General features: G+C 69.8%; 17 protein-coding genes and 3 tRNA genes. 13 read left to right on the forward strand and 7 right to left on the reverse strand.

Going from position 1 to position 18,062, the window contains the following annotated elements; translation table 11 throughout:
• The first annotated feature begins 72 nt into the window (after nucleotides 1-72).
• On the forward strand, nucleotides 73-339 hold the full coding sequence (locus HNQ07_RS14070) for a hypothetical protein (protein WP_184112852.1): 267 nt from the start codon (nucleotides 73-75) through the stop codon (nucleotides 337-339).
• Between the two features lie 30 nt (nucleotides 340-369).
• Here HNQ07_RS14070 and HNQ07_RS14075 read toward each other — a convergent pair whose 3' ends face one another.
• Both HNQ07_RS14075 and HNQ07_RS14080 read right to left on the reverse strand, forming a co-directional pair.
• Nucleotides 370-1,869: a YifB family Mg chelatase-like AAA ATPase gene (locus HNQ07_RS14075; protein ID WP_184112854.1), complete on the reverse strand. Its 1,500-nt coding sequence runs from the start codon at nucleotides 1,867-1,869 to the stop codon at nucleotides 370-372.
• Nucleotides 1,870-1,968: 99 nt separating this feature from the next.
• Entirely contained in the window at nucleotides 1,969-2,763 is a 795-nt protein-coding gene (locus HNQ07_RS14080; RefSeq protein ID WP_184112856.1) for a hypothetical protein, read from the reverse strand.
• Nucleotides 2,764-2,992: 229 nt separating this feature from the next.
• Between HNQ07_RS14080 and HNQ07_RS14085 the strand changes: the two genes are divergently transcribed.
• Nucleotides 2,993-3,066, forward strand: a tRNA-Cys gene (locus tag HNQ07_RS14085).
• A gap of 13 nt (nucleotides 3,067-3,079) precedes the next feature.
• A tRNA-Val gene (locus tag HNQ07_RS14090) sits at nucleotides 3,080-3,154 on the forward strand.
• 55 nt (nucleotides 3,155-3,209) lie between these two features.
• Here the strand turns inward: HNQ07_RS14090 and HNQ07_RS14095 are convergent.
• A complete protein-coding gene (locus HNQ07_RS14095; RefSeq protein ID WP_184112858.1) occupies nucleotides 3,210-3,587 on the reverse strand; it encodes a hypothetical protein in 378 nt (125 codons plus the stop codon).
• Nucleotides 3,588-4,087: 500 nt separating this feature from the next.
• On the opposite strand from HNQ07_RS14095, the gene HNQ07_RS24390 reads away from it, so the two are divergent.
• From HNQ07_RS24390 to HNQ07_RS14120, 5 genes are all read left to right on the forward strand, one after another.
• On the forward strand, nucleotides 4,088-4,471 hold the full coding sequence (locus tag HNQ07_RS24390) for a type II secretion system protein (RefSeq protein WP_184112860.1): 384 nt from the start codon (nucleotides 4,088-4,090) through the stop codon (nucleotides 4,469-4,471).
• 76 nt (nucleotides 4,472-4,547) lie between these two features.
• Nucleotides 4,548-4,925, forward strand: coding sequence for a type II secretion system protein (locus HNQ07_RS14105; protein ID WP_229832008.1), 378 nt, complete (start codon nucleotides 4,548-4,550; stop codon nucleotides 4,923-4,925).
• Between the two features lie 63 nt (nucleotides 4,926-4,988).
• Nucleotides 4,989-6,470 carry an O-antigen ligase family protein gene (locus HNQ07_RS14110; protein ID WP_184112862.1) on the forward strand — a complete coding sequence of 494 codons (1,482 nt, stop codon included), beginning with the start codon at nucleotides 4,989-4,991 and terminating at the stop codon, nucleotides 6,468-6,470.
• A 52-nt stretch (nucleotides 6,471-6,522) separates the two neighbouring features.
• A complete protein-coding gene (locus tag HNQ07_RS24520; RefSeq protein WP_184112864.1) occupies nucleotides 6,523-6,903 on the forward strand; it encodes a prepilin-type N-terminal cleavage/methylation domain-containing protein in 381 nt (126 codons plus the stop codon).
• A 604-nt stretch (nucleotides 6,904-7,507) separates the two neighbouring features.
• Nucleotides 7,508-7,774 (forward strand): hypothetical protein, encoded by a 267-nt coding sequence (locus HNQ07_RS14120; RefSeq protein WP_184112866.1) that lies wholly within the window; start codon nucleotides 7,508-7,510, stop codon nucleotides 7,772-7,774.
• 12 nt (nucleotides 7,775-7,786) lie between these two features.
• On the opposite strand, the gene HNQ07_RS14125 is transcribed toward HNQ07_RS14120, so the two are convergent.
• Nucleotides 7,787-8,950, reverse strand: a complete 1,164-nt coding sequence (locus tag HNQ07_RS14125) for an FAD-dependent oxidoreductase (RefSeq protein WP_308430877.1) — start codon at nucleotides 8,948-8,950, stop codon at nucleotides 7,787-7,789.
• Between the two features lie 96 nt (nucleotides 8,951-9,046).
• Between HNQ07_RS14125 and HNQ07_RS14130 the strand changes: the two genes are divergently transcribed.
• From HNQ07_RS14130 to HNQ07_RS14140, 3 genes are read left to right on the forward strand one after another with little or no spacing between them, the layout of a single operon-like run.
• On the forward strand, nucleotides 9,047-10,282 hold the full coding sequence (locus tag HNQ07_RS14130) for a SpoIID/LytB domain-containing protein (protein WP_184112868.1): 1,236 nt from the start codon (nucleotides 9,047-9,049) through the stop codon (nucleotides 10,280-10,282).
• Entirely contained in the window at nucleotides 10,279-13,377 is a 3,099-nt protein-coding gene (locus HNQ07_RS14135; protein WP_184112870.1) for an LPS-assembly protein LptD, read from the forward strand. Before HNQ07_RS14130 ends, HNQ07_RS14135 begins: the two co-directional genes overlap by 4 nt.
• Before the next feature lie 34 nt (nucleotides 13,378-13,411).
• Nucleotides 13,412-14,491, forward strand: coding sequence for a hypothetical protein (locus HNQ07_RS14140; RefSeq protein WP_184112872.1), 1,080 nt, complete (start codon nucleotides 13,412-13,414; stop codon nucleotides 14,489-14,491).
• A 15-nt stretch (nucleotides 14,492-14,506) separates the two neighbouring features.
• On the opposite strand, the gene HNQ07_RS14145 is transcribed toward HNQ07_RS14140, so the two are convergent.
• Nucleotides 14,507-15,526, reverse strand: a complete 1,020-nt coding sequence (locus HNQ07_RS14145; RefSeq protein ID WP_184112874.1) for a serine hydrolase domain-containing protein — start codon at nucleotides 15,524-15,526, stop codon at nucleotides 14,507-14,509.
• A gap of 122 nt (nucleotides 15,527-15,648) precedes the next feature.
• Between HNQ07_RS14145 and HNQ07_RS14150 the strand changes: the two genes are divergently transcribed.
• Entirely contained in the window at nucleotides 15,649-16,041 is a 393-nt protein-coding gene (locus HNQ07_RS14150; protein ID WP_184112876.1) for a rhodanese-like domain-containing protein, read from the forward strand.
• A 3-nt stretch (nucleotides 16,042-16,044) separates the two neighbouring features.
• Here HNQ07_RS14150 and HNQ07_RS14155 read toward each other — a convergent pair whose 3' ends face one another.
• Nucleotides 16,045-17,004, reverse strand: coding sequence for a hypothetical protein (locus HNQ07_RS14155; RefSeq protein WP_229832010.1), 960 nt, complete (start codon nucleotides 17,002-17,004; stop codon nucleotides 16,045-16,047).
• Complete coding sequence (locus tag HNQ07_RS14160; protein WP_184112878.1) at nucleotides 17,001-17,732, reverse strand: M23 family metallopeptidase; 732 nt, start codon at nucleotides 17,730-17,732, stop codon at nucleotides 17,001-17,003. The genes HNQ07_RS14155 and HNQ07_RS14160 overlap by 4 nt, the downstream gene beginning before the upstream one ends.
• A gap of 157 nt (nucleotides 17,733-17,889) precedes the next feature.
• Here HNQ07_RS14160 and HNQ07_RS14165 point away from each other — a divergent pair.
• Nucleotides 17,890-17,965 (forward strand) — tRNA-Asp (locus HNQ07_RS14165).
• Nucleotides 17,966-18,062: the final 97 nt, after the last annotated feature.

Raw genomic sequence — 18,062 nt, forward strand, 5'->3', positions numbered from 1 at the left:
GCCGGCTGGCGGCGTGAAGGGCCCTTAAGCCGCCCTCACCCACGGTCCGGCCGTGGCCCCCACACTGCACCCATGACCGACAACTCGAACCGCTACGGCAGCGAACCCCTCGGCAAGAGCGTCGAGGAGGTCGAACAGGAGTCGGGGAATCTCGTGAACTCCCCCGTGGGCGGCGAAACGGTGCGCCGTGACGAGGACGTCGCCGTCGTGGTGCCTGCCGTGGTCAACGGCAACACCACCGGGGTGCCCGCCCTGATCAACCCCGAGGGCCTGACAGACCGCAGCGGCACGCCGGCCGACGGTACCACCCGCGAGAACCGCGACAGCAGCGAAGAATAATCTGATTCACCCCCAACCGGCCGCGCCGCCTCACCCGAGGTCGCGCGGCCGGTACCCGACGGCCTCGGCCAGGTGCGGTTCGCGGACCTCGGCGCTGCCCGACAGGTCGGCCACCGTGCGCGCCACCCGCACCACCCGGTCGTAGCCCCGTCCGGTCAGGCCCAGTTGCCGCGCCGCCGCGCGCAGGAACGCCTCCGGACCGGACGCCAGGGGGGCATGACGCCGCAGCGCCTGCCCCGCCAGTTCCGCGTTGCGCACGCCCTGGCGCGACAGCATCATGTCCCGCGCCCGCGTGATCCGCTCGCGCACCGGCCCGGACGGCTCCGGCTCGGGGGCGCGCGTCAGTTCGTCCACTGTCAGGCGCGGCACGCGCAGCACCACGTCGATCCGGTCGAGCAGCGGCCCGCTGATCCTCGACGCGTACCGCAGGCGCTCGGCCGGCGTGCACGTGCAGGCCTTCTCCGGATCACTGTGGTGGCCGCAGGGGCACGGGTTCATGGCGGCGATCAGCTGAAAGCGCGCCGGGTACTGCACGGTCGCCCGCGCGCGGCTGATCGAGACCGTGCCGTCCTCCAGGGGTTGCCGGAGCGTCTCCAGCGCCTTGCGGGTGAACTCCGGGAACTCGTCCATGAACAGCACGCCCCGGTGCGCGAGGCTGACCTCGCCGGGCCGCGGCACGCTGCCGCCCCCGATCAGCCCGGCGTCCGAGACGGTGTGGTGCGGACTGCGGAACGGTGCGCCCAGGTTCAGGCCGCCGCGCGCCGGGAGCAGCCCGGCCGCCGAGTGGATGCGAGTCACCTCCAGCGCCTCGGCCCGGGTCAGGGGCGGCAGCAGGCCGGGGGCGCGGCGCGCCAGCATGGTCTTGCCGCTGCCGGGCGAGCCCACCAGCAGCAGGTTGTGCCCGCCCGCGAGCGACACCTCCAGCGCGCGCCGGGCCGCGCCCTGCCCCTTGAGGTCGGCCAGGTCGAGGAACGCACCGGGATCGTGCTCCGCGGCCGGGGCCACCGTGGGGGACAGGCGTGACTGCCCGCTGAGGTGCCGCACGGCGTCCGTCAGCGTGGGGGCGCCATATACGGCCACGCCGTCGATCAGGGCCGCCTCGGGCGCGTTCCCGGCCGGGAGCAGGGCCGGCAGGCCCAGGGTGCCCGCCAGGAGCGCCAGATTGATGGCCCCCGTGATCGGCCGCAGGCTGCCGTCCAGCGCGAGTTCCCCGGCCGCCAGCACACCGTCCAGGGCGCCGGCCGGCAGGAGGTCCTGCGCCGCCAGCACGCCCAGCGCGATGGGCAGGTCGTACAGCGGTCCCTCCTTGCGCAGGTCGGCCGGCGCGAGGTTCACGGTGATGCGCGCCGCCGGGAACGGCAGGCCCGCGTTGCGGATCGCGGCCCGCACCCGCTCGCGCGCCTCGCTGACCGCCTGGTCCGGCAATCCGACGACCGTGAAGGCAGGCAACCCCGGGCTGACGTCCACCTCCACCTCGACCGGCACGGCGTCCACGCCGATCAAGGCCACGCTGCGGGCGCGGGCCAGCATCAGGCGCGTCCTGCACGCGGGGGCAACGTCACGTCGGCAGCGTAACAGACGCGGCCCCCGCGTCCGGGCGCACCTGCGGAACGCGGCGCCCTCGTCCCGTCAGGGGGCGGCGCCCACGGTCAGCGTGGCCGTGCGGGTGCCGTACCACGCCAGCCGGTACCCGGCGAAGTCGCCCACGGCCACCGCGTAGTGCAGGTCCAGGGCCGCGCCGACCGGCGGCAGGCCCTCCTGCGGCACGGTCACGGTGAAGGTCTGACGCATCTCGCCGCCGTTCCCGCGGACCGGCCCCACCGGCACGGCCTCGTAGCCGCAGCCCTCGACGGGGCAGCCGTCCAGCGTCACCGGCAGCGGCCCGTCCAGCGGCGGCGTGACCCGAACGACCACCGTGAACGACACCGGCTGTCCCGCGCCGCCGCTCACGCGGTCCTGTTCCACGGTCGTCCGCACGTCCAGCAGCTTTTCCTCGATGCTCACCGCCGCGCTCGCCACGTCCCGCCCGTCCTGGCTGACGACCAGCGTGTACGGCGCGCTCAGCGACTGCTCCGGCGTGTAGAAGTCCGGCAGCCCCGGCGCGGACACCACGAGGTCCTGCGTGACGTCCGCGCCGTCCAGCGTCAGCGTCCGGGTGTCCAGCCGCAGACCGCTCACGTAGCCGGCCGGCGGCACCAGGCGCACCTGCACCGCGCCGCTCAGGCCGTGGAAGGTGACCGGCAGGGCCGCGCTGTGCCGGTGGACGACCGCGAGCGTGTTCACGCCCGGCTGCACCGACGCTGCCTGCACCGTGGCGGCGCCGACGGCAGTGTCCGGCACGGTCGCCGCGCCACACGCCGTCAGGCCCGCCGCAGCGATGAGCGCCAGCCCCAGGGAGCGGAACGGAACAGAACGTGTGCGCATGCGGCCCCCAGACGAAGCGGTGAAGCGGACGGACCAGGCCCCACCGGCCCGACCTCTGCCGCGCACCGTACGCGCCGGGCCGCTACGTCAGCGCTGCACGCCGCACCCCCTGACCGGCGGAGGACCAGGCCCCCGTTTACAGCCCCGGGAGGCCGTGCTAACATGCCACGCGCTGGAGAGGAGAGGCCCACCGTCCCACCCGCAAGGGACAGCACCAGCCGCGAAACACGGCGCTGTAGCCAAGTGGTAAGGCAGAGGTCTGCAAAACCTCCACCACCGGTTCGAGTCCGGTCAGCGCCTCCACCATACCCCGCGTAGAACCGTAGCTCAGGGGTAGAGCACTACCTTGACACGGTAGGGGTCAGGGGTTCAAATCCCCTCGGTTCTACCACCAGACGCCCTCCCGGAGGGCGTTTTTCTTTTGGGTCGGGTTTCCAGGGCACGCCTTACCGCGGCAGGTCCAGGTTCGCCAGGAACCCCTCGTTCGTCGCGGTCGGATTCATGTTCGGCCCTGAGCTGCGCATGGTCAGGGTGGCGCGGTTGCCGGCCTGGGTACACGTGAACACACTGGTCGCCACGGACGTTCCGCTCTGCGCCTGCAGGGTCACGGTGGTGGCCGTCCGGCCCTGCACGGACCAGCGGCCCCAGCTGACAGCGGTGCTGGAGGGTTTCTGCTGCGGCGCCAGGAGCACCACGGAATCGAAGGCGATCGTGCAACTCGTGCCGAAGGTGCGGCTGGTGGCCACGCCGGGCAGGGACTGTTGCATCAGGGGCGCGCAGCTGGCGAGAAGGGCGGTGAGGGCCGGCAGGATGGGAATGCGCATGGTTCTCCTTGATGGGGTGGGCGCCCAGACCTGGCAAACTGTGCGGGGTGAGCGGCGCGGCCGTCTCTTCTTTCCCGTGCGATCGAAGCTTGGCCGTGACGGCATGGACCCCATATACGGTACCCGCTGCGCCACCCGGAGTGATGGCTGAGGTCCTTCATCACCTTTGATGCAGCAAATGTTGCCGATCGTAGGCCCCGGCAATTCCCGTGGCCTCTGCTTACATGCGCTCCAATGCACCGCCTGATGCAGTCAGCGGCGATGCGAGCGACACTTTCCGGTCACCTGGACGCTGTAAGCAGGGCCGACCGGTGACTGATGCGGGCGGTTCGCACCCCCCGACATAAATGTGAGAGGATGTTAACCCACCTTAATTTTGTGAGTCACTTGTAAGAGTTGAACTTCTAAAGTGATTCTCGTGAGCGGGAGAAACCCGAGCACATGCCCTACCCGAACGCAACGGTTCTTATACCCTCCGGTGCGTTCAACAGGAGAACACCATGAAGAACAGCACCCAGGGCTTCACCCTCATCGAGCTCCTCATCGTCATCGCGATCATCGGCATCCTCGCGGCCGTCCTGATCCCCAACCTGCTGGGCGCCCGTAAGAAGGCCAACGACGCCGCCGCGCAGGCCGTCGCTCGCCAGGTCCTGACCGCCATGGCCGCCGTTGAAGTTGGCGACACTGCCGGGAACACTGCGAACTGCACGTACGGCAGCAATAACGTGGTAGTCAAGGCTGGTACCGCTGGCGAAACCGCGAACGTGAACGCTCCTGCTCCGGTGAGCGGCGTGACCTGCGTGAGCAGCACCTCCACGTACCAGACCGTCGTCACCTACTCCGGCGGCAGCGCTTCCACTTACACCCAGACCTCCAACAAGTAACGATTCGGGCATGAATACAGCCGCCCGGTAGGGCGGCTGTTTCTCAATCCATAGGTAAAGCGAGTGAGGTACTGTCGTGACGCAAAGTGCGATCTCTGGTTTTACGTTGATTGAACTGCTGATTGTCATTGCTGTCATTGGTATACTCGCTGTCGTCATGATGCCGGCCATGGTACAGGCAAGAGCCAAAGCCAACGATTCGGCTGCCGCCACTGTCGCTCGGCAGGTCGCTACCACTGCTGCTGCAGTGCAAATTAGCGGTAACGCATACCCAAGTTGCTCCTACTCGAGCTCAATTGCAGTGATTACAGCTGGAAGTCAGTCCGAGTCTGTGAAGGTCGGTCCACTCGTTACTAACGTCGCCTGTACCTATAATTCTGGAGCCAGTTCTCTAGACGTAACGGTTTCATACAGTGGTGGTACGCGCAGTTCTGTAACTACGACCATTGAGTGATAAATTCCCGAATCGGCTTTACCTTTTCGTCGCGCCGTCCGAGTATACAGGAGTTTCTCTCGCATGGAAAATCGAACTACGTTTGCATATCGAGCCGAGCTCCTAGTGCTCGGCTTGTTGCCGTTATTATTTGGGGTATTTGTCATTCCTGCTAGAACTCCTACCGCTGAGTTAAACTATCCTCGTTTAGCTTTGCTATGTGTAGCTGCCTTGTTTTTAATTGTACTTCGTGCATTACAAACCCCAAATATGCAGCGGAGTGACCTATTGCCTAAATTAGCAAAGCAGCCGAATTATATTCTCGCTGCTTTGGCATTTGCCCTGTCAATCGTTATATCCGCTTCTCTTTCCCCAAATTCGGCTCAATCGTGGCTGGGCTCAATAGAGTACCCCGTCGGTGCTATATTTGCGCTTTTGTGCATGGTTATTTTTTGGCTATATGCCTCTGGGCCGACGCCCTCCCGTAAGGGCGCAGCTGCCTTGATAATTTTTATTAGTGTCGTAACTGTTGCTGAGTTCCTTGGCTTCAGGCCGCTTGCACCTATAATTGAGCGCACATTTCACTTTACGAATGGATTTCCAATTGCCACAGTCGGATATAGAGGCCACTTGGCGGGGATTCTAATAATTTTAGCTCTGTTGCCTTTATATTGGTTCCATCGGCGAAAAAAGGATTGGCGCTTCTGGTGTCTCGTGATAATTGCTGCTGTCGCACTGGGGTGTACGACGAACTCTGCGGCCATCATCGCCTTGGCTGTTGCTGTGCTCATTTACTTAGTTTTGGAGCTTACAAGCGGAACTAGGGGGTTGTACCTTTTTCTTCTGCCCATGGTCATCACCTTATCAATGGGCTGCGTGTATCCTTTATCGTATATCAACAAGCAGCTCGCGGCGTTCGGAGCCGTTCACAACGCTTCCGACAGCAAAGATCTCGCGAACACGCGGTCTTTAGAGATACGCTTTCTGCTCTGGGAGGCTGCTGCGAACATGTTTAAGTCCCGGCCCATCATTGGGTGGGGAACCCAATCATATAGCATGCATTGGTTCGACTTTCTTTCAAAAGAGAAGGCGGATAAAACGCTAGCGCTCGAAATGGGATACCCAAGAAACCAAAAAATAGTGAGGGTTCGCGACGTCATATATTTTAAGGATTCAAAGGGGGGAATAGTTGCTCGTACTCAGAGTTATGACTCGCCGCACAATGCGACACTCGATGTCCTGTATGCGCAAGGGTTCCTCGGTATAGCAACGCTGATCTGGTTTTTGATTGCCTGCATTCTGGCTGCATACCGATATGCTGGCATCAAGGGTCTCATCGGCCTATTGCCCTTCGTCGGGTACGCAATCTACCTACAGGCTTGGTTCGCCACGGTTCCAGTCATGGGGCTTGCGATCATCCTGCTGGGCTTTGTCCTGGCTGAATTGAGGAGGTCACATCTGGCACCCATTCCCCAGCATGCGCTTCGACAAGTGCCTAACGGCCATGCGGTCACACCCATCAGTACCCCTACCGGTAGTATTCACATCACACCCTCAGAGAAGTAGCCTAGAGGCCGGGTCGGACGTTCCGGCTCAACAAATTCCTGGGGGGGACAAGATGAACCGTGCACAAGGCTTCACCCTGATCGAGCTGTTGATTGTGATAGCGATTATTGGAATCCTCGCTGCGGTGCTCATCCCTAACCTCCTTGGCGCGCGGAAAAAAGCGAACGATGCGGCCGCTCAGGCTGTAGCCCGTCAAGTGTTGACGGCAATGGCCGCAGTTGAAGTGGGAGATAGTGCCGGTAGCGCGGCCGGGTGCACGTATGCCTCTAACAACGTTGCCGTCCAAGCCGGTACTTCTGGCGAAACCGCCAATGTCAACGCCCCGGCGCCAGTCACGGGCGTGACCTGTGTGAGCAGCACTGCCACGTACTCCACGACCGTCAGTTATTCCGGTGGTAGTGCCTCGACCTACACCCAGACCGCTAACAAATAACGCAATTCATACTTTTACAGGCCGCCCATCAGGGCGGCTTTTTCGTCGGCACCTAGGTGCCGCAGCCGTGGTGGCGTTCGCGTACTGGATGAGGTTCCAGTCTACTGTATGGGTACTCTACCGCTGACCTACGGCGGCGGCACGAAGCCCACGGTCACCACGACTATCGAGTAAGCGGCAGCACCCGCCCTATATTCCATCCCATACCGCTGCTGCACCATTAGGCCCCCGCGATTGCGGGGGCTTTCGCATACCCCTACCACTATCCCTCTGCCAGCTCAAAGACCCTCAGCCCTCCGCGGAATGCCAGCGTCTCAGAAGCCGGAAAATGGTGCTACAGCGGGGTAAACCTCAGACTCCCTCAGACCACGACCAGGGCTGCTGATGTGTTGACACGGTAGGGGTCCGGGGGTTCAAATCCCTTCGGTTCTACTAAGAGATTCCCGCTGCTGGAGCGGGAATTCTTCTTTTACGCCTGCTGACCTTCTCTGGACTCGATGACAAACTGCCGCGCCAGGGCCCGAGCGTCATGGTCCTCCGAGTCTCTCAGGTAGCGCCCTCGCCGGTGGTGTGCTCCCTGCCGCGGCCTGTGCGACCATACGCCATGCTCACCGAGGCGCAGACGCATCTGCTGCGGTGGATCCGCGTGGGCTCGCTGCTGGAGCGCACCGATACCACGGGGTCCGGGTCGGCGGTGGAGTACGTGATGGGCGGGCAGATGGTGCAGCCGGCGGACATCGCGGCCCTGGAGGCGCAGGGGCTGATCGAGACGCTGGGCACGTGGACGATCCGCGGGTACGGCTACGTCCGCTACGGCCTGACGACCTTCGGCCTGACGGTGCTGCACATCCACGAACAGGGCGAGCCGTAGTCGGGGCGCAGGTCAGCGGGCGTGCCACGGCCGGTCGGGAAGGCCGGCGATCGTGGCAGCCAGGTCGTGGGCGGTGGCGGGGCCGAGCGTGTCGGCGTGCGGGCCGCCCAGGAGCAGGTGGACGTGCGGGGCGACTTCCTCGTGCTGGGGCGGGGCATGGGGGTCGCCGGCGGGCAGCGCGAGCCACGCGCCGGGGACGTCGCTGGCGCTGTGGCCGGTCTCGAGGGCGGCGGTGCCCAGCGCGGGCAGGGATTCCATGGCGGCCACGAGGTCTTCCAGCGTCTCGCGGCGCAGGCCGGTGGGAACGCCCGTGAGCCGGCCGCCGGCCGGGACGTACCCGGCGGGGTCGCGGTGATGGATGGGGGGGATGACGGTGTACCCGCCGTGCTGGGGCCGCAGGGTCAGGCCGTGGGCGCGCAGCAGCGGCGTGGTGTCCTGGCTGGGGACATTCACTCGCGGGGACTGCCGGTATGCGCGGGCGTGCGTGGTGTGGACGCCCAGGTCGTGCTCGGCCGCGCCGGGGCCGTCCGCGCCGAGGGCGACCACGATGGTCTGCGCGGCGACATGGTGCGTTTCGTGCACCACGACGCGGTGCGTATTCGTGACGGTGAGGCGCTCGAGGCGTACGCGGCCGGGGCCGTGCAGGTGCGCGCGTGTGTTCAGCAGCAGGTCGGCGCCCAGGCGGATGGCGGCCTGCGCGGCATTCAGGGCCAGCGCGCCGGGCCGGTACGTGGCGGCCTGCTCGTCCACGGTGGCCCACGGCAGGGCGGCCGGGTCGACCATGGCCGGGTCGAGGTTCAGGTCACGGCTGGGACGGCGCTGCGCGCCGGGCGTGGCGTGTAGGTCGATCAGCGGGCGCGTCTGGAACGACACGTCTCCGAAGGCCGTCTCCAGCTGCGCCCGCACCCAGCGGGCCTCGGCATGGCGCGGGGCCGGCACGTCCAGCGCCGTCCACACGCCGGGCGCGAGCAGGGTCGCGCCGTCCTCGTTCGGGAGGCCGCCCGCCTCGACCAGCAGCACGCTCAGGGCCGGCGCGAGCTGGCGCAGGGCGTGGGCGCAGAGGGTGCCCATGCGGCCGGCGCCGAGCACCAGCACGTCGTACTCGCGCGCCTCGAAGGGCTGGCCGGTGTGCGCCCAGACCCGGCCGGGCGCGCGGTGTGGGAAGTCGGAGTGCATGAGGAGCATCATCCCGCGTCCGGCGCGCGTGCGGGGGCGCGCCTCTCACGGTTCTGTCAGGGCGCTGAGAACTGCCGCTGCGTATACTCGCCCAAGATGCGTTCTGTGCTGCGTTCCTGCCACTTGATCCTGCCGTCCCTGGCCCTGCTGGGGGCGGGCAGCGTGGCGCACGCGCTGAACGTTCGCGTGCTGGTCGGAAGCGGGCCGCAGCTCACGGTGCGGGTGCCGGTCCGGCCCGCCGCGTCCGGCCTGGGCGGCGCGCCGCTGGGCGGAGCGTCGCCGCTGCCGCTGGCCGCGTGGACCGTCGGGCTCAGCGCGGACGGCGCGCGCCTGACCCTGAACGGCCAGGACGCCGGGAACGCGGCGCTGTACCTGCCGCCCGCGCCCGGCAGCGTCGTCGAGATTGCCGGCAAGACCTACCGGGGCGGCGTGCAGCTGCGCGCCGCGGCGGGGCAGGTGCAGGCGATCAACGTGGTGGACGTCGAGGACTACGTGCGTTCGGTGGTGCCCGCCGAGATGCCCACGTCGTGGCCGGGCGCGGCGCTGGGGGCACAGGCGGTGATTGCGCGCACGTACGTGGCGGCGCACGTCAACCCGGCCGCGCCCTACGACACCTGCGCGACCGAGAGCTGCCAGGTGTACCCCGGGGTCGGCGCCGAGACGCCCGCGTCGGACGCGGCGGTGGCGGCCACGCGCGCGCAGGTCGTCGCGTACGGTGGTCAGCCGGCCAGCACGTACTTCAGCGCGGATTCCGGCGGGTACACGGCGTCCAGCGCCGAGGTCTGGGGCCGGGGCCTGCCGTACCTGCCCGCGCAGAGTGATCCCTTCTCGGCCGGCAGTCCCCGCGCCCACTGGCGCCTGGAGGTCGGCGCCGCGAAGGTGGCCGAGGTCGCTGCGCGGTACCGCGTGCAGGTCGGAGCGGTGCAGTCCGTCGTGGTGACGCGCTCGAGCCCGTCGGGGCGGCCGCTGGAGATCACGCTGAGCGGCGCGGCCGGCACGGCGCGCATCGACGGCGCGAACGCCGGGGGCTTCATCCGCTCGCTGGGTGCCGCCGGCACGCGCGTGACGCTGAACAGCGCCGCGCTCGCGGCGGGCGGTCCGCTGGTCGTCGAGGGCAGCGGCGCCGGGCACGGCGTGGGGCTGTCGCAGTACGGCGCGCTGGGCCTGGCGCGCCAGGGCTACAGCCACCTGTACGTGCTGGGCTTCTACTACCCCGGCACCAGCCTCAGCACCCTGACGGGCCGCGCGGCGGGCGGCGCCGTGCTGGCCGGTGCGGGCGCGCTCCCGCAGCCCGGTACCGCGCTCGCCCTGCGTCCGGACGGCGCCCTGTGAGCGGGGGCGTGCCGGGCCGGCCGCTGGGCCGGCGGGCCCGGAAGCGCGCGCAGAGCGCCGCCCTCACGCTGGCGCTGCTGGGCCTGCTGGGCGGCGCGGCCGGGGCGCGCACCGTGCGGATCGTCACCGCGGACACGCTGGAACTCCGCAACGTCGAGAACCAGGAACTCGTCGTCATCGGCGGCGAGATGGTCGAGCTGCGGGTGGACGACGACGTCGTGCGCGCCAAGCGCGTGGAGTTCAACCGCACCAAACGCACCCTGACCCTGGTGGGGCAGGCCACCTACCGCAGCGCCAAGGACGGGCAGGTGATGACCGGCGAGAACCTCGTCGTGGACCTGGGCGAGGAGCAGGTCACGGGCGAGGACGTCCTGATGAGCGACGCCGACCTGGAGATCCGCGGCGCGCAGATCGAGCGCATCCCGGGCCAGCTCAAGGCCACGGACGGTTACTTCACCACGTGTGCCCGCTGCGGGCGGACGCCCAACGACTACGCGTTCCGCGCCAAGCGCATCCTGATGTACCCCGGCGACCGGCTGGTCGCGTATGACGCGCAGCTGCTGATCGCGGACGCGCCGGTGCTGTTCCTGCCGGTCGTGGTGATTCCCCTGAACGACGCCGACCGCCAGCCGCGGCTGCTGATCGGGCAGGGCGCGGACGACGGCGTGACCGTCGAGGCGGACCTGCCGTTCTCGATCGGGTCGAGCACGCTGGGCACCACGCTGCTGCGCTACTACCAGAACCGCAACCCCAGCGTGGGCTACGGCGTGTCGCTGCGCTCCTACGCCCCGGCGCCGTACGTGGACCGCGTGAACCTCTACACGCTGGTCAGTCCGCGCCCGTTCCTGAACGGCGTGCAGCAGCCCGGCGACGACGTTGACTTCGTGCTGGGCGTGACGGGCCGCGTGCCGCTGGAGTCCGCGCTCAAGGACCTGGAGTACTCGCTGGACGTGACGCGGCGCGACATCGGGCGCTCCGCCACCGATCCGGACCGCGGCGTCACGAACGTCACCTTCGGCGCGAAGGTCGACTATCCGCTGTTCACGGCCGAGTTCAACTACGTGGACCGCTACGGCCCGGCCCCCACCACGCCGCTGCCCACCCCGCTGAAGCTGCCGGAGGTCGTGGTCGATCCCAAGCCGTACACGCGCGGGAACCTCAGCACGGACTTCCGCTTCAGCGCCGGGCGCTACATGGCGCAGAGCAACCCCCTGTCGCCCAGCGCGACGAAGCAGGGCATCAACATCACCACCACGCGCCTGGAGGAAAGCCACTCCATCGCCTTCACCGCGCAGCCGTGGAAAAACGCGGACCTGAGCCTCACGAACACGTACACCGGGCGCTTCTACGGCACCGGCGCGCGGACCGTGCAGCTGAACCTGGGCGCCACCCTGACCCAGCGCTTCAACACGACCAACACCGTGCAGCTGAGCGCCGGTTACACCCGCAACGAGGGCACCAGCCCGTTCGCCTTCGACGCGGTCACGCGCCTGCTCAGCGCGCCGCTGGGCGTGACCCTCCAGACGGTGCCGGTGAAGGACGTGCGCTTCGGCATCCAGTACCGGCGCGACCTGTTTCTGTCGCCCACGCAGCAGGCGCCCACGACCTTCACGCTGGACGTGACGCGCCTGCCCGTGAACGTCACGTCTCAGCTGGGCTACAACTTCATCACCAAGCAGCTCGAGACCTTCTCGTACACGGTGACGCTCAGCGACCCGCAGTCGAACGTGCTGACCTACGTGCCGGCGCAGCCCGCCCAGCCGGCCAGTTCCCAGGGGGGCGCGGCGACACCGACCACCGCCGACGCGGCCACGGCCGGAGACGCGCCGACGGCCAGCGCGTCTCCGACGACCCCGGCCACAGGCACCCCGGCCGAATCCACGACCACGCCGCCCGCGACCACGGCGCCCACGACGCCGCCCGTGACGACACAACCAGCCCCGACGGTGCCCGACCCGGCCGTCGCAGCCGAGCCGCCGGCGCCCGCCACGCCCACCCCGGCCGTGGAGGCCCCGGCGTCCAGCGGCGGCGCGCCCGCGTCCACCGTTCCCGCCTCCACCACGCCGGCCGGACCGGTCACGGCGGCCGAGCCCGCGCGGGCCGCGTACTACCGCCGCAGCAGCCGCTGGCCCGCGCCGAACCTCACGCTGACCTTCACGGGCGGCTACAGCCGCGCGACCGGCTACGCGCCCTTCACGGCGCGGGCCACCGTGACCGGGGACGTCCGCACGAACTCGTTCTCGGTGTATGCCACGCAGGACATCCAGAATCAGCGGCTGGACAACGTGGGCTTCAGCGTGAACGCGGCCGTCACGCGCGACACCGTGCTCAACCCGCTGTCCGTCAGCGCCACCGAGGCGCTGTACCTCACCACCGGCCGGGTGGCGGGCACCGCGACCGTGACGTGGCGCAACCGCTACCAGCTCTCGGCCACGCACGACCTGCTGCTCACCCGTCCGGCCGCCGCCACCGACAGCGGGACCGTGAATTTCAGCGTCGGCACCACCGGTGGCAGCGCGACGTCGTGGCAGCTGACGTACGGCGGCCGCTACGACCTGGTGCGCGGCGGGTTCACGCAGCCCACCGTGTCCGGCTCGCTGAGCGCCACCCGTCCCGGCGAGCGCCTGGCCCTCAGTGCCGTGGTGAACGTGCCGGGCCTGGACCAGCCGCGCACGGAACTGGCGCGCGCCGACGCGGACCTGTCGTGGCAGTTCGGCAGCCGAGCCGCCATCTCGGGCCGGGCGGTATACACCAGCTTTCGCAACCCCGCCGACGACAAGAAGAACGAGACGTTGCAGCTCAGTCCGGTGCGCGCCACGGTCGGGATCGGCCGCAAGGGCGAGCGCCCCGGCGCGTACGTCACGGTGGGCCTGAGCCAGAACTTCAGCTGGGTGGACGGCGTGCGGCAGAACCCCACGCCGCTGGCGCCCGTGATCGGCCTGACCATCGACCGCTGCTGCTGGGCGCTGCAGGCTGAGGCCGACCTGGGCCTGGGCCGCTACCGCCTGGCGGTCGGCCTGCCCGGCCAGAACGCGTACCCGCTGTTCGACCTGACCGGCACGGGCTTCGAGGTGCCGCTCCTGAACACGCCGTGACCGTCCACGTCCCACCCGATCCCGGAGGTTCCCCGTGAAGCGCTTTTCCCTGCTGGCCCTGCCCCTGCTGCTGGCCGCGTGCACCGGCACCGAGGAGACCGTTCCCGGCCCGCGGCTGGCGCTGCTCCTCGACAGCGGCCAGACCATCCGCACCCTGACTCCCAACGACAGCCTGACGCCCGCGCCGATCACCGGCGACACCTCGGCGTCCGTGCCGGCCGACAGCGGTCCGGCGGTGGCGGTGGACACGCTGCCCAGCGGCCTGCAACTCGCCCTGACCCTCACCCCGCGGGTGGAGGCGCGCACCAACCCGCTCGCGGCCGGTACGCCCTACGCGGCGCCCACCTTCACGCCGGTGTGCCTGATCCAGACTGCGGTGAGCGCGGCGCGCACCCGCCTGCTGACCCTCAGCGCGTGCCCGAACGGCCCGCAGCAACTCGCGCTGTACAGCGACGCCGGCACGCTGATCTGGACGGCGCTGCTGCCCACCTACCTGCCGCCCAGCCCCGGCACCGACACGCCGCCCATCCGTCTGGCGGTCAGTGGCGACGTCGGCGTGGTCGCGCGGCCGCGCGTGGGCGGCGGCAGCGAGATCATGCGCGCCGCCGTCCAGAACGCCGGAGACGCCACGGCCGTGGTCAGCACGCCCATCCCCACGCCGGCGATCCGCGACCTGGCGCCCTACGGTTCGGACATCGTGGCCGCCACGGACAGCGGTCTGCAGAAACTCCGCCCCACCGGCGAGCCCGACGCCACCACCACGCTGAACGCCTTCGGCAAGACCCGCTATGACCGCGTGTGGAGCGCCGTGACCGGGTCCCGGGCGCTGCTGATCGCGTGGCCCAGCGACCGGGGGCTCGGCGTGGCCCAGCAACTGAAGGTGTGGGACGGCACGGGCGCGAACACCGCGACGGTGGACAGCTTCACCGACCTGCGCGACGTGACGGTGACGCTGGACGGCTACCTGTACGCCCTGACGGCCACGACCCTGAGCAGTTACGACACGGTGTTCGGCCTGAGCCAGGGCAACTGGCGGTCTCGCTCCCTGCTGACCGGCCTGAAAGAGGCCGTCGCGCTGACGTGGCTGCTGCCGGCCCCGACCACCACGCCCTGACGGCCCGCTCTGGCCTCAGCCGCCGGCGCCCAGCAGAGTCAGCAGCAGCGCCGCCACGCCGCCGCGCCCCCGCACCAGCGGCGCTCCGCCCCGCACCAGCAGGGTGACGGCCGTGCCGGTCGCCGGGTCGAAGCCCAGGCCCGTGCGGGTGCCGCGCGCCACGCCGTCGTGCCAGCGGACGCCGTCCGCGCCGCCGCTCACGAACCAGCCGGGGGCCACGCCCGACAGCAGCGGCGGCAGGCCCGCGGGCCGCGCGACGTCCTGCCAGTGCTGTCCTGCCCGGCCGTCCAGGTGCGCCTGCGCGAAGGTCAGCAGGTCGTCCGCCCGGCCGTACAGCCCGCCCGCGCCCACCAGCGGCCCGAAGCCCGTGAACTCGCGCGATCCGAGCACGCCGGACGGCGCGACCAGCGCGCCCACGTCCACCGGCCCGGTGCCCACGTCCAGGGCCAGCGGGCCGGTCACCCACGTGCGCAGCGCCCGCGCATAGCCGGCCGCGTCCGGCGCCTCGCCCGCCGCGTGCGCCAGGGCCAGCGCCAGCACGCCCACCCCCAGGTTCGAGTACCCGAAGCGCCCGCCAGGTCGTGCCCAGCGCCGCGCGCTGCCCAGCACGCCGGCCGCGCCCAGCGGCCCGTACGGATCGCTGAAATGCGTGAAGGTCGTGACGGCCACCCGCGCCGGGTGCAGCGGCAGGCCCGCCGTGTGCGTCGCCAGGGCGCGCGGGGTCACGAAGCGGGGCAGCGTCCGGACGGGGCCGCCCAGTGCCGCGAGGGGCGCGTCCCACTCCAGATGGCCGGCCCGCACCAGCGCGCCCGCCAGCGCGGCCGTGAAGGGCTTGGTCACGCTCGCCAGCTCAAAGGTGCCGGCCGCAGGCACGCCGCCCAGCCCGGTGACCGCCCGGCGCGGGCCGCGCGCCACGCCCAGCACGCCGCCCCGGCGCAGCAGGGCGCGCAGCGGCGAACGCAGCGGGCGGGCGTCCACCCCCAGCACGCCCGAGACCTCGTCCAGCGCCCGGGCCAGGGGATCACGGCGGAACATACGCGCAGGGTAGCGCCGGGCCAACCGGCAGGGCAGGTATGATGGTCGCCGTCTCCTGCGCCGGACAGTCCTGCGGGCGGAAGGGCCGCCCGGGCCACGCCGCAGGAGCCACGGAGGAGCGCATGGCTGCCAAGACCGCTGCCCAGATGGTGCAGGACGCGAAATCCCGCGTGCAGAACCTCACGCCCGAACAGGTCGCCGACGAACTCGCCCGCGGCGCGGTGCTGGTGGACATCCGCGAACCGGCCGAGCACGCGCAGACCGGCGTGATTCCCGGCAGCGTGTCCGCGCCGCGCGGCATGCTGGAGTTCTACGCCGACCCCAGCAGCCCCTACCACCGGCCCGAGTTCGATCCGGACCGGCGCGTGATCCTGCACTGCGCCGCGGGCGGGCGCTCCGCCCTGGCGGCCGACACGCTGCAACAGATGGGTTACACGAATGTCGCCCACCTGGACGGCGGCATCACCGCCTGGGCGGAAGCGGGGCAACCCGTCGAGAAGCCCGGCGCGTCCTGATCCTCACGGCAGGCGCAGTACCCGCACGTTGCCGTCCCGCGCGCTGAGGTAGCTCATGCGGGCGCCGTCGGGGCTGACCTGCCAGTCGGCCTGCCGGATCTGGTCGCCCAGGTCGCCCAGCGTCGTCCACGTGTTCGTCTGGGTGTCGAGCTGCCGCAGCACGTGGGGGCCGCCGTCCGCGCGCAGCGGAATGACCAGCAGGCGCCGGGCGTCGCGCCACAGGTACGCGCCGAATTCCGGCAGCCGGCGCGGAGCGCTCCCGTCCGTGCGCTGGAGCCACAGGCCGTTGCGGGCCTGGCTGTCGAAGGAGACCGTGTACGCGACCTGCGTCCGGCCCGGGCTGACCTGCACCGCGCGGAAGCCCAGGGCGGTCCGCAGCGTGCGGCGCGTTCCCGTCTGCACGTCCAGCGTGAAGAGGTCGCGGTCACGGGCGCCGGCGCTGGTCTTGCCGCTCACCAGCAGCGTGCGGTCGTCCAGCCACGCGGTCGGCCCGCCGCCGTACACCGTCGCCACGCTGCGTGGCGCGGCGAACACGTCCGCGATGTAGATCTGCGTGACGCGGCGGTCGTAGTTGCCGGTGGTCGCGCTGCGGGCGTACGCGAGCCGCGTTTCAGCGCGGTTCCACACGACGTCGCCGCCGCGTGTGGGCAGCGTGAAGCGCCGGCCGTCGGCGAGCCGCGTCAGGGTGGTGGCCTCGCCCGTGCCGGGCCGCACCGACCACTTCAGGGCGGGCGAGTAGAACGCGACCGTGGCGTAGCGCCGCGTGACCGGACCGCCGCCCGCCGGCACCGTGTAGATGCCGGTGCTGGGCCGGGCCGGCGGGCCGTCCAGGAACAGCAGCGCCCTGGAGTCCGGCGTCCACACCGCGCCGGGACAGCACCCGCCCGAGAGGATCGGCTGAGACGGCAGCGTGGCGGCGTGGGCCACGCCGCCCAGCACGGCGAGCAGCAGCGCCCGCTTCACCGCGCGCCTCCCGGAGCGGGCGGCCACGGCTGCGCAAACTCGTTGAGCAGTCGGCCGCCACGCCGCGCCTCGGGCTGGGTGTCCGGCGACTGCCAGCGGCGCGGGCTGGTCAGGTCGTACTCGTAGCCGCGCCCAAAGCCGCTCGCCAGCGCCAGCGAGTTCCAGTCCGCCGCGATGAAGGGCTGCGGATTGAAGAAGCGCTGGTGCGAGCGGTCGCGCAGTTCGAGGTGCAGATGCGGCGCGCTCACGCAGGTGAACTGCGAATCGCCGCTGACGCCGATCACGTCGCCGCGCTTCACCCGCTGGCCCACCTTCATGGTCGAGCGCTTCTGGAGGTGCCCGTACAGGCTGCTGAGGTTCCCGGCGTGGTCGATCACGACGTTGTGCGGCGGGCTGCCGTGCGGGCCGTCCACGTCCACCACCACCCCGTCCCCGATGGCGTGCACCGGCGTGCCGCAGGGCGCGCTGAAGTCCAGGCCCGCGTGGATGCCCTGGAGGTTGCCGTAGGTGCTGCGCCGCTGCCGGTACGCGCCCGTGGTGTTGCCGTACCCCTGGCCGAGCAGCCACGTGTTCGGGCCGGGCGCGCCCGTGAACGGCAGCCCGAACTGCCGCGCGGGTTTGGCGATGGCGCTGTCCGGCAGGGCCGGCGCGTAGTGGGCTTCGGCGCCCACGGCGAGCAGCAGGGCGACCAGGGCGGCGGGACGGAGGAGGGCGGGCGCACGGGCCATGGCCGATGCTGACGCGCCTCTGTGCGGCGGTGCGTGCGCGCGCCTACGTTTGCCGCGCCCCGGCGCTTGGGCAATCCTGAAGCGTTGCGCGCTCGTGACCATCCTGGGGCGGTGGCTTGACTTCCGGCGTGGGCGCCCGTAATCTTCTGTGCGCTGGGGTCCGGTAGTGTAGCGGTTAGCATATCTGCCTGTCACGCAGAAGGTCGCGGGTTCAAATCCCGTCCGGACCGCCACAGGGGAAAGCGGGGGGAAACACCTCCCGCTTTCTTCATTGTTCCGTTTCCCGCCGGGGCGGGGGCGGCGGATATGACGGTTCGGGGGGTGCGCGTG

Source organism: Deinococcus metalli, assembly GCF_014201805.1.
GTDB lineage: Bacteria > Deinococcota > Deinococci > Deinococcales > Deinococcaceae > Deinococcus > Deinococcus metalli.

Bases quoted from the DNA above. Each gene is read 5' to 3' on its own strand.
- HNQ07_RS14075 (WP_184112854.1), bottom strand. From the start codon at position 1,869: ATGCTGGCCCGCGCCCGCAGCGTGGCCTTGATCGGCGTGGACGCCGTG.
- HNQ07_RS14145 (WP_184112874.1), bottom strand. From the start codon at position 15,526: ATGTTCCGCCGTGATCCCCTGGCCCGGGCGCTGGACGAGGTCTCGGGC.
- HNQ07_RS24390 (WP_184112860.1), top strand. From the start codon at position 4,088: ATGAAGAACAGCACCCAGGGCTTCACCCTCATCGAGCTCCTCATCGTC.
- HNQ07_RS14160 (WP_184112878.1), bottom strand. From the start codon at position 17,732: ATGGCCCGTGCGCCCGCCCTCCTCCGTCCCGCCGCCCTGGTCGCCCTG.
- HNQ07_RS14150 (WP_184112876.1), top strand. From the start codon at position 15,649: ATGGCTGCCAAGACCGCTGCCCAGATGGTGCAGGACGCGAAATCCCGC.
- HNQ07_RS14095 (WP_184112858.1), bottom strand. From the start codon at position 3,587: ATGCGCATTCCCATCCTGCCGGCCCTCACCGCCCTTCTCGCCAGCTGC.
- HNQ07_RS14125 (WP_308430877.1), bottom strand. From the start codon at position 8,950: ATGCACTCCGACTTCCCACACCGCGCGCCCGGCCGGGTCTGGGCGCAC.
- HNQ07_RS14110 (WP_184112862.1), top strand. From the start codon at position 4,989: ATGGAAAATCGAACTACGTTTGCATATCGAGCCGAGCTCCTAGTGCTC.
- HNQ07_RS24520 (WP_184112864.1), top strand. From the start codon at position 6,523: ATGAACCGTGCACAAGGCTTCACCCTGATCGAGCTGTTGATTGTGATA.
- HNQ07_RS14120 (WP_184112866.1), top strand. From the start codon at position 7,508: ATGCTCACCGAGGCGCAGACGCATCTGCTGCGGTGGATCCGCGTGGGC.
- HNQ07_RS14080 (WP_184112856.1), bottom strand. From the start codon at position 2,763: ATGCGCACACGTTCTGTTCCGTTCCGCTCCCTGGGGCTGGCGCTCATC.
- HNQ07_RS14130 (WP_184112868.1), top strand. From the start codon at position 9,047: ATGCGTTCTGTGCTGCGTTCCTGCCACTTGATCCTGCCGTCCCTGGCC.
- HNQ07_RS14070 (WP_184112852.1), top strand. From the start codon at position 73: ATGACCGACAACTCGAACCGCTACGGCAGCGAACCCCTCGGCAAGAGC.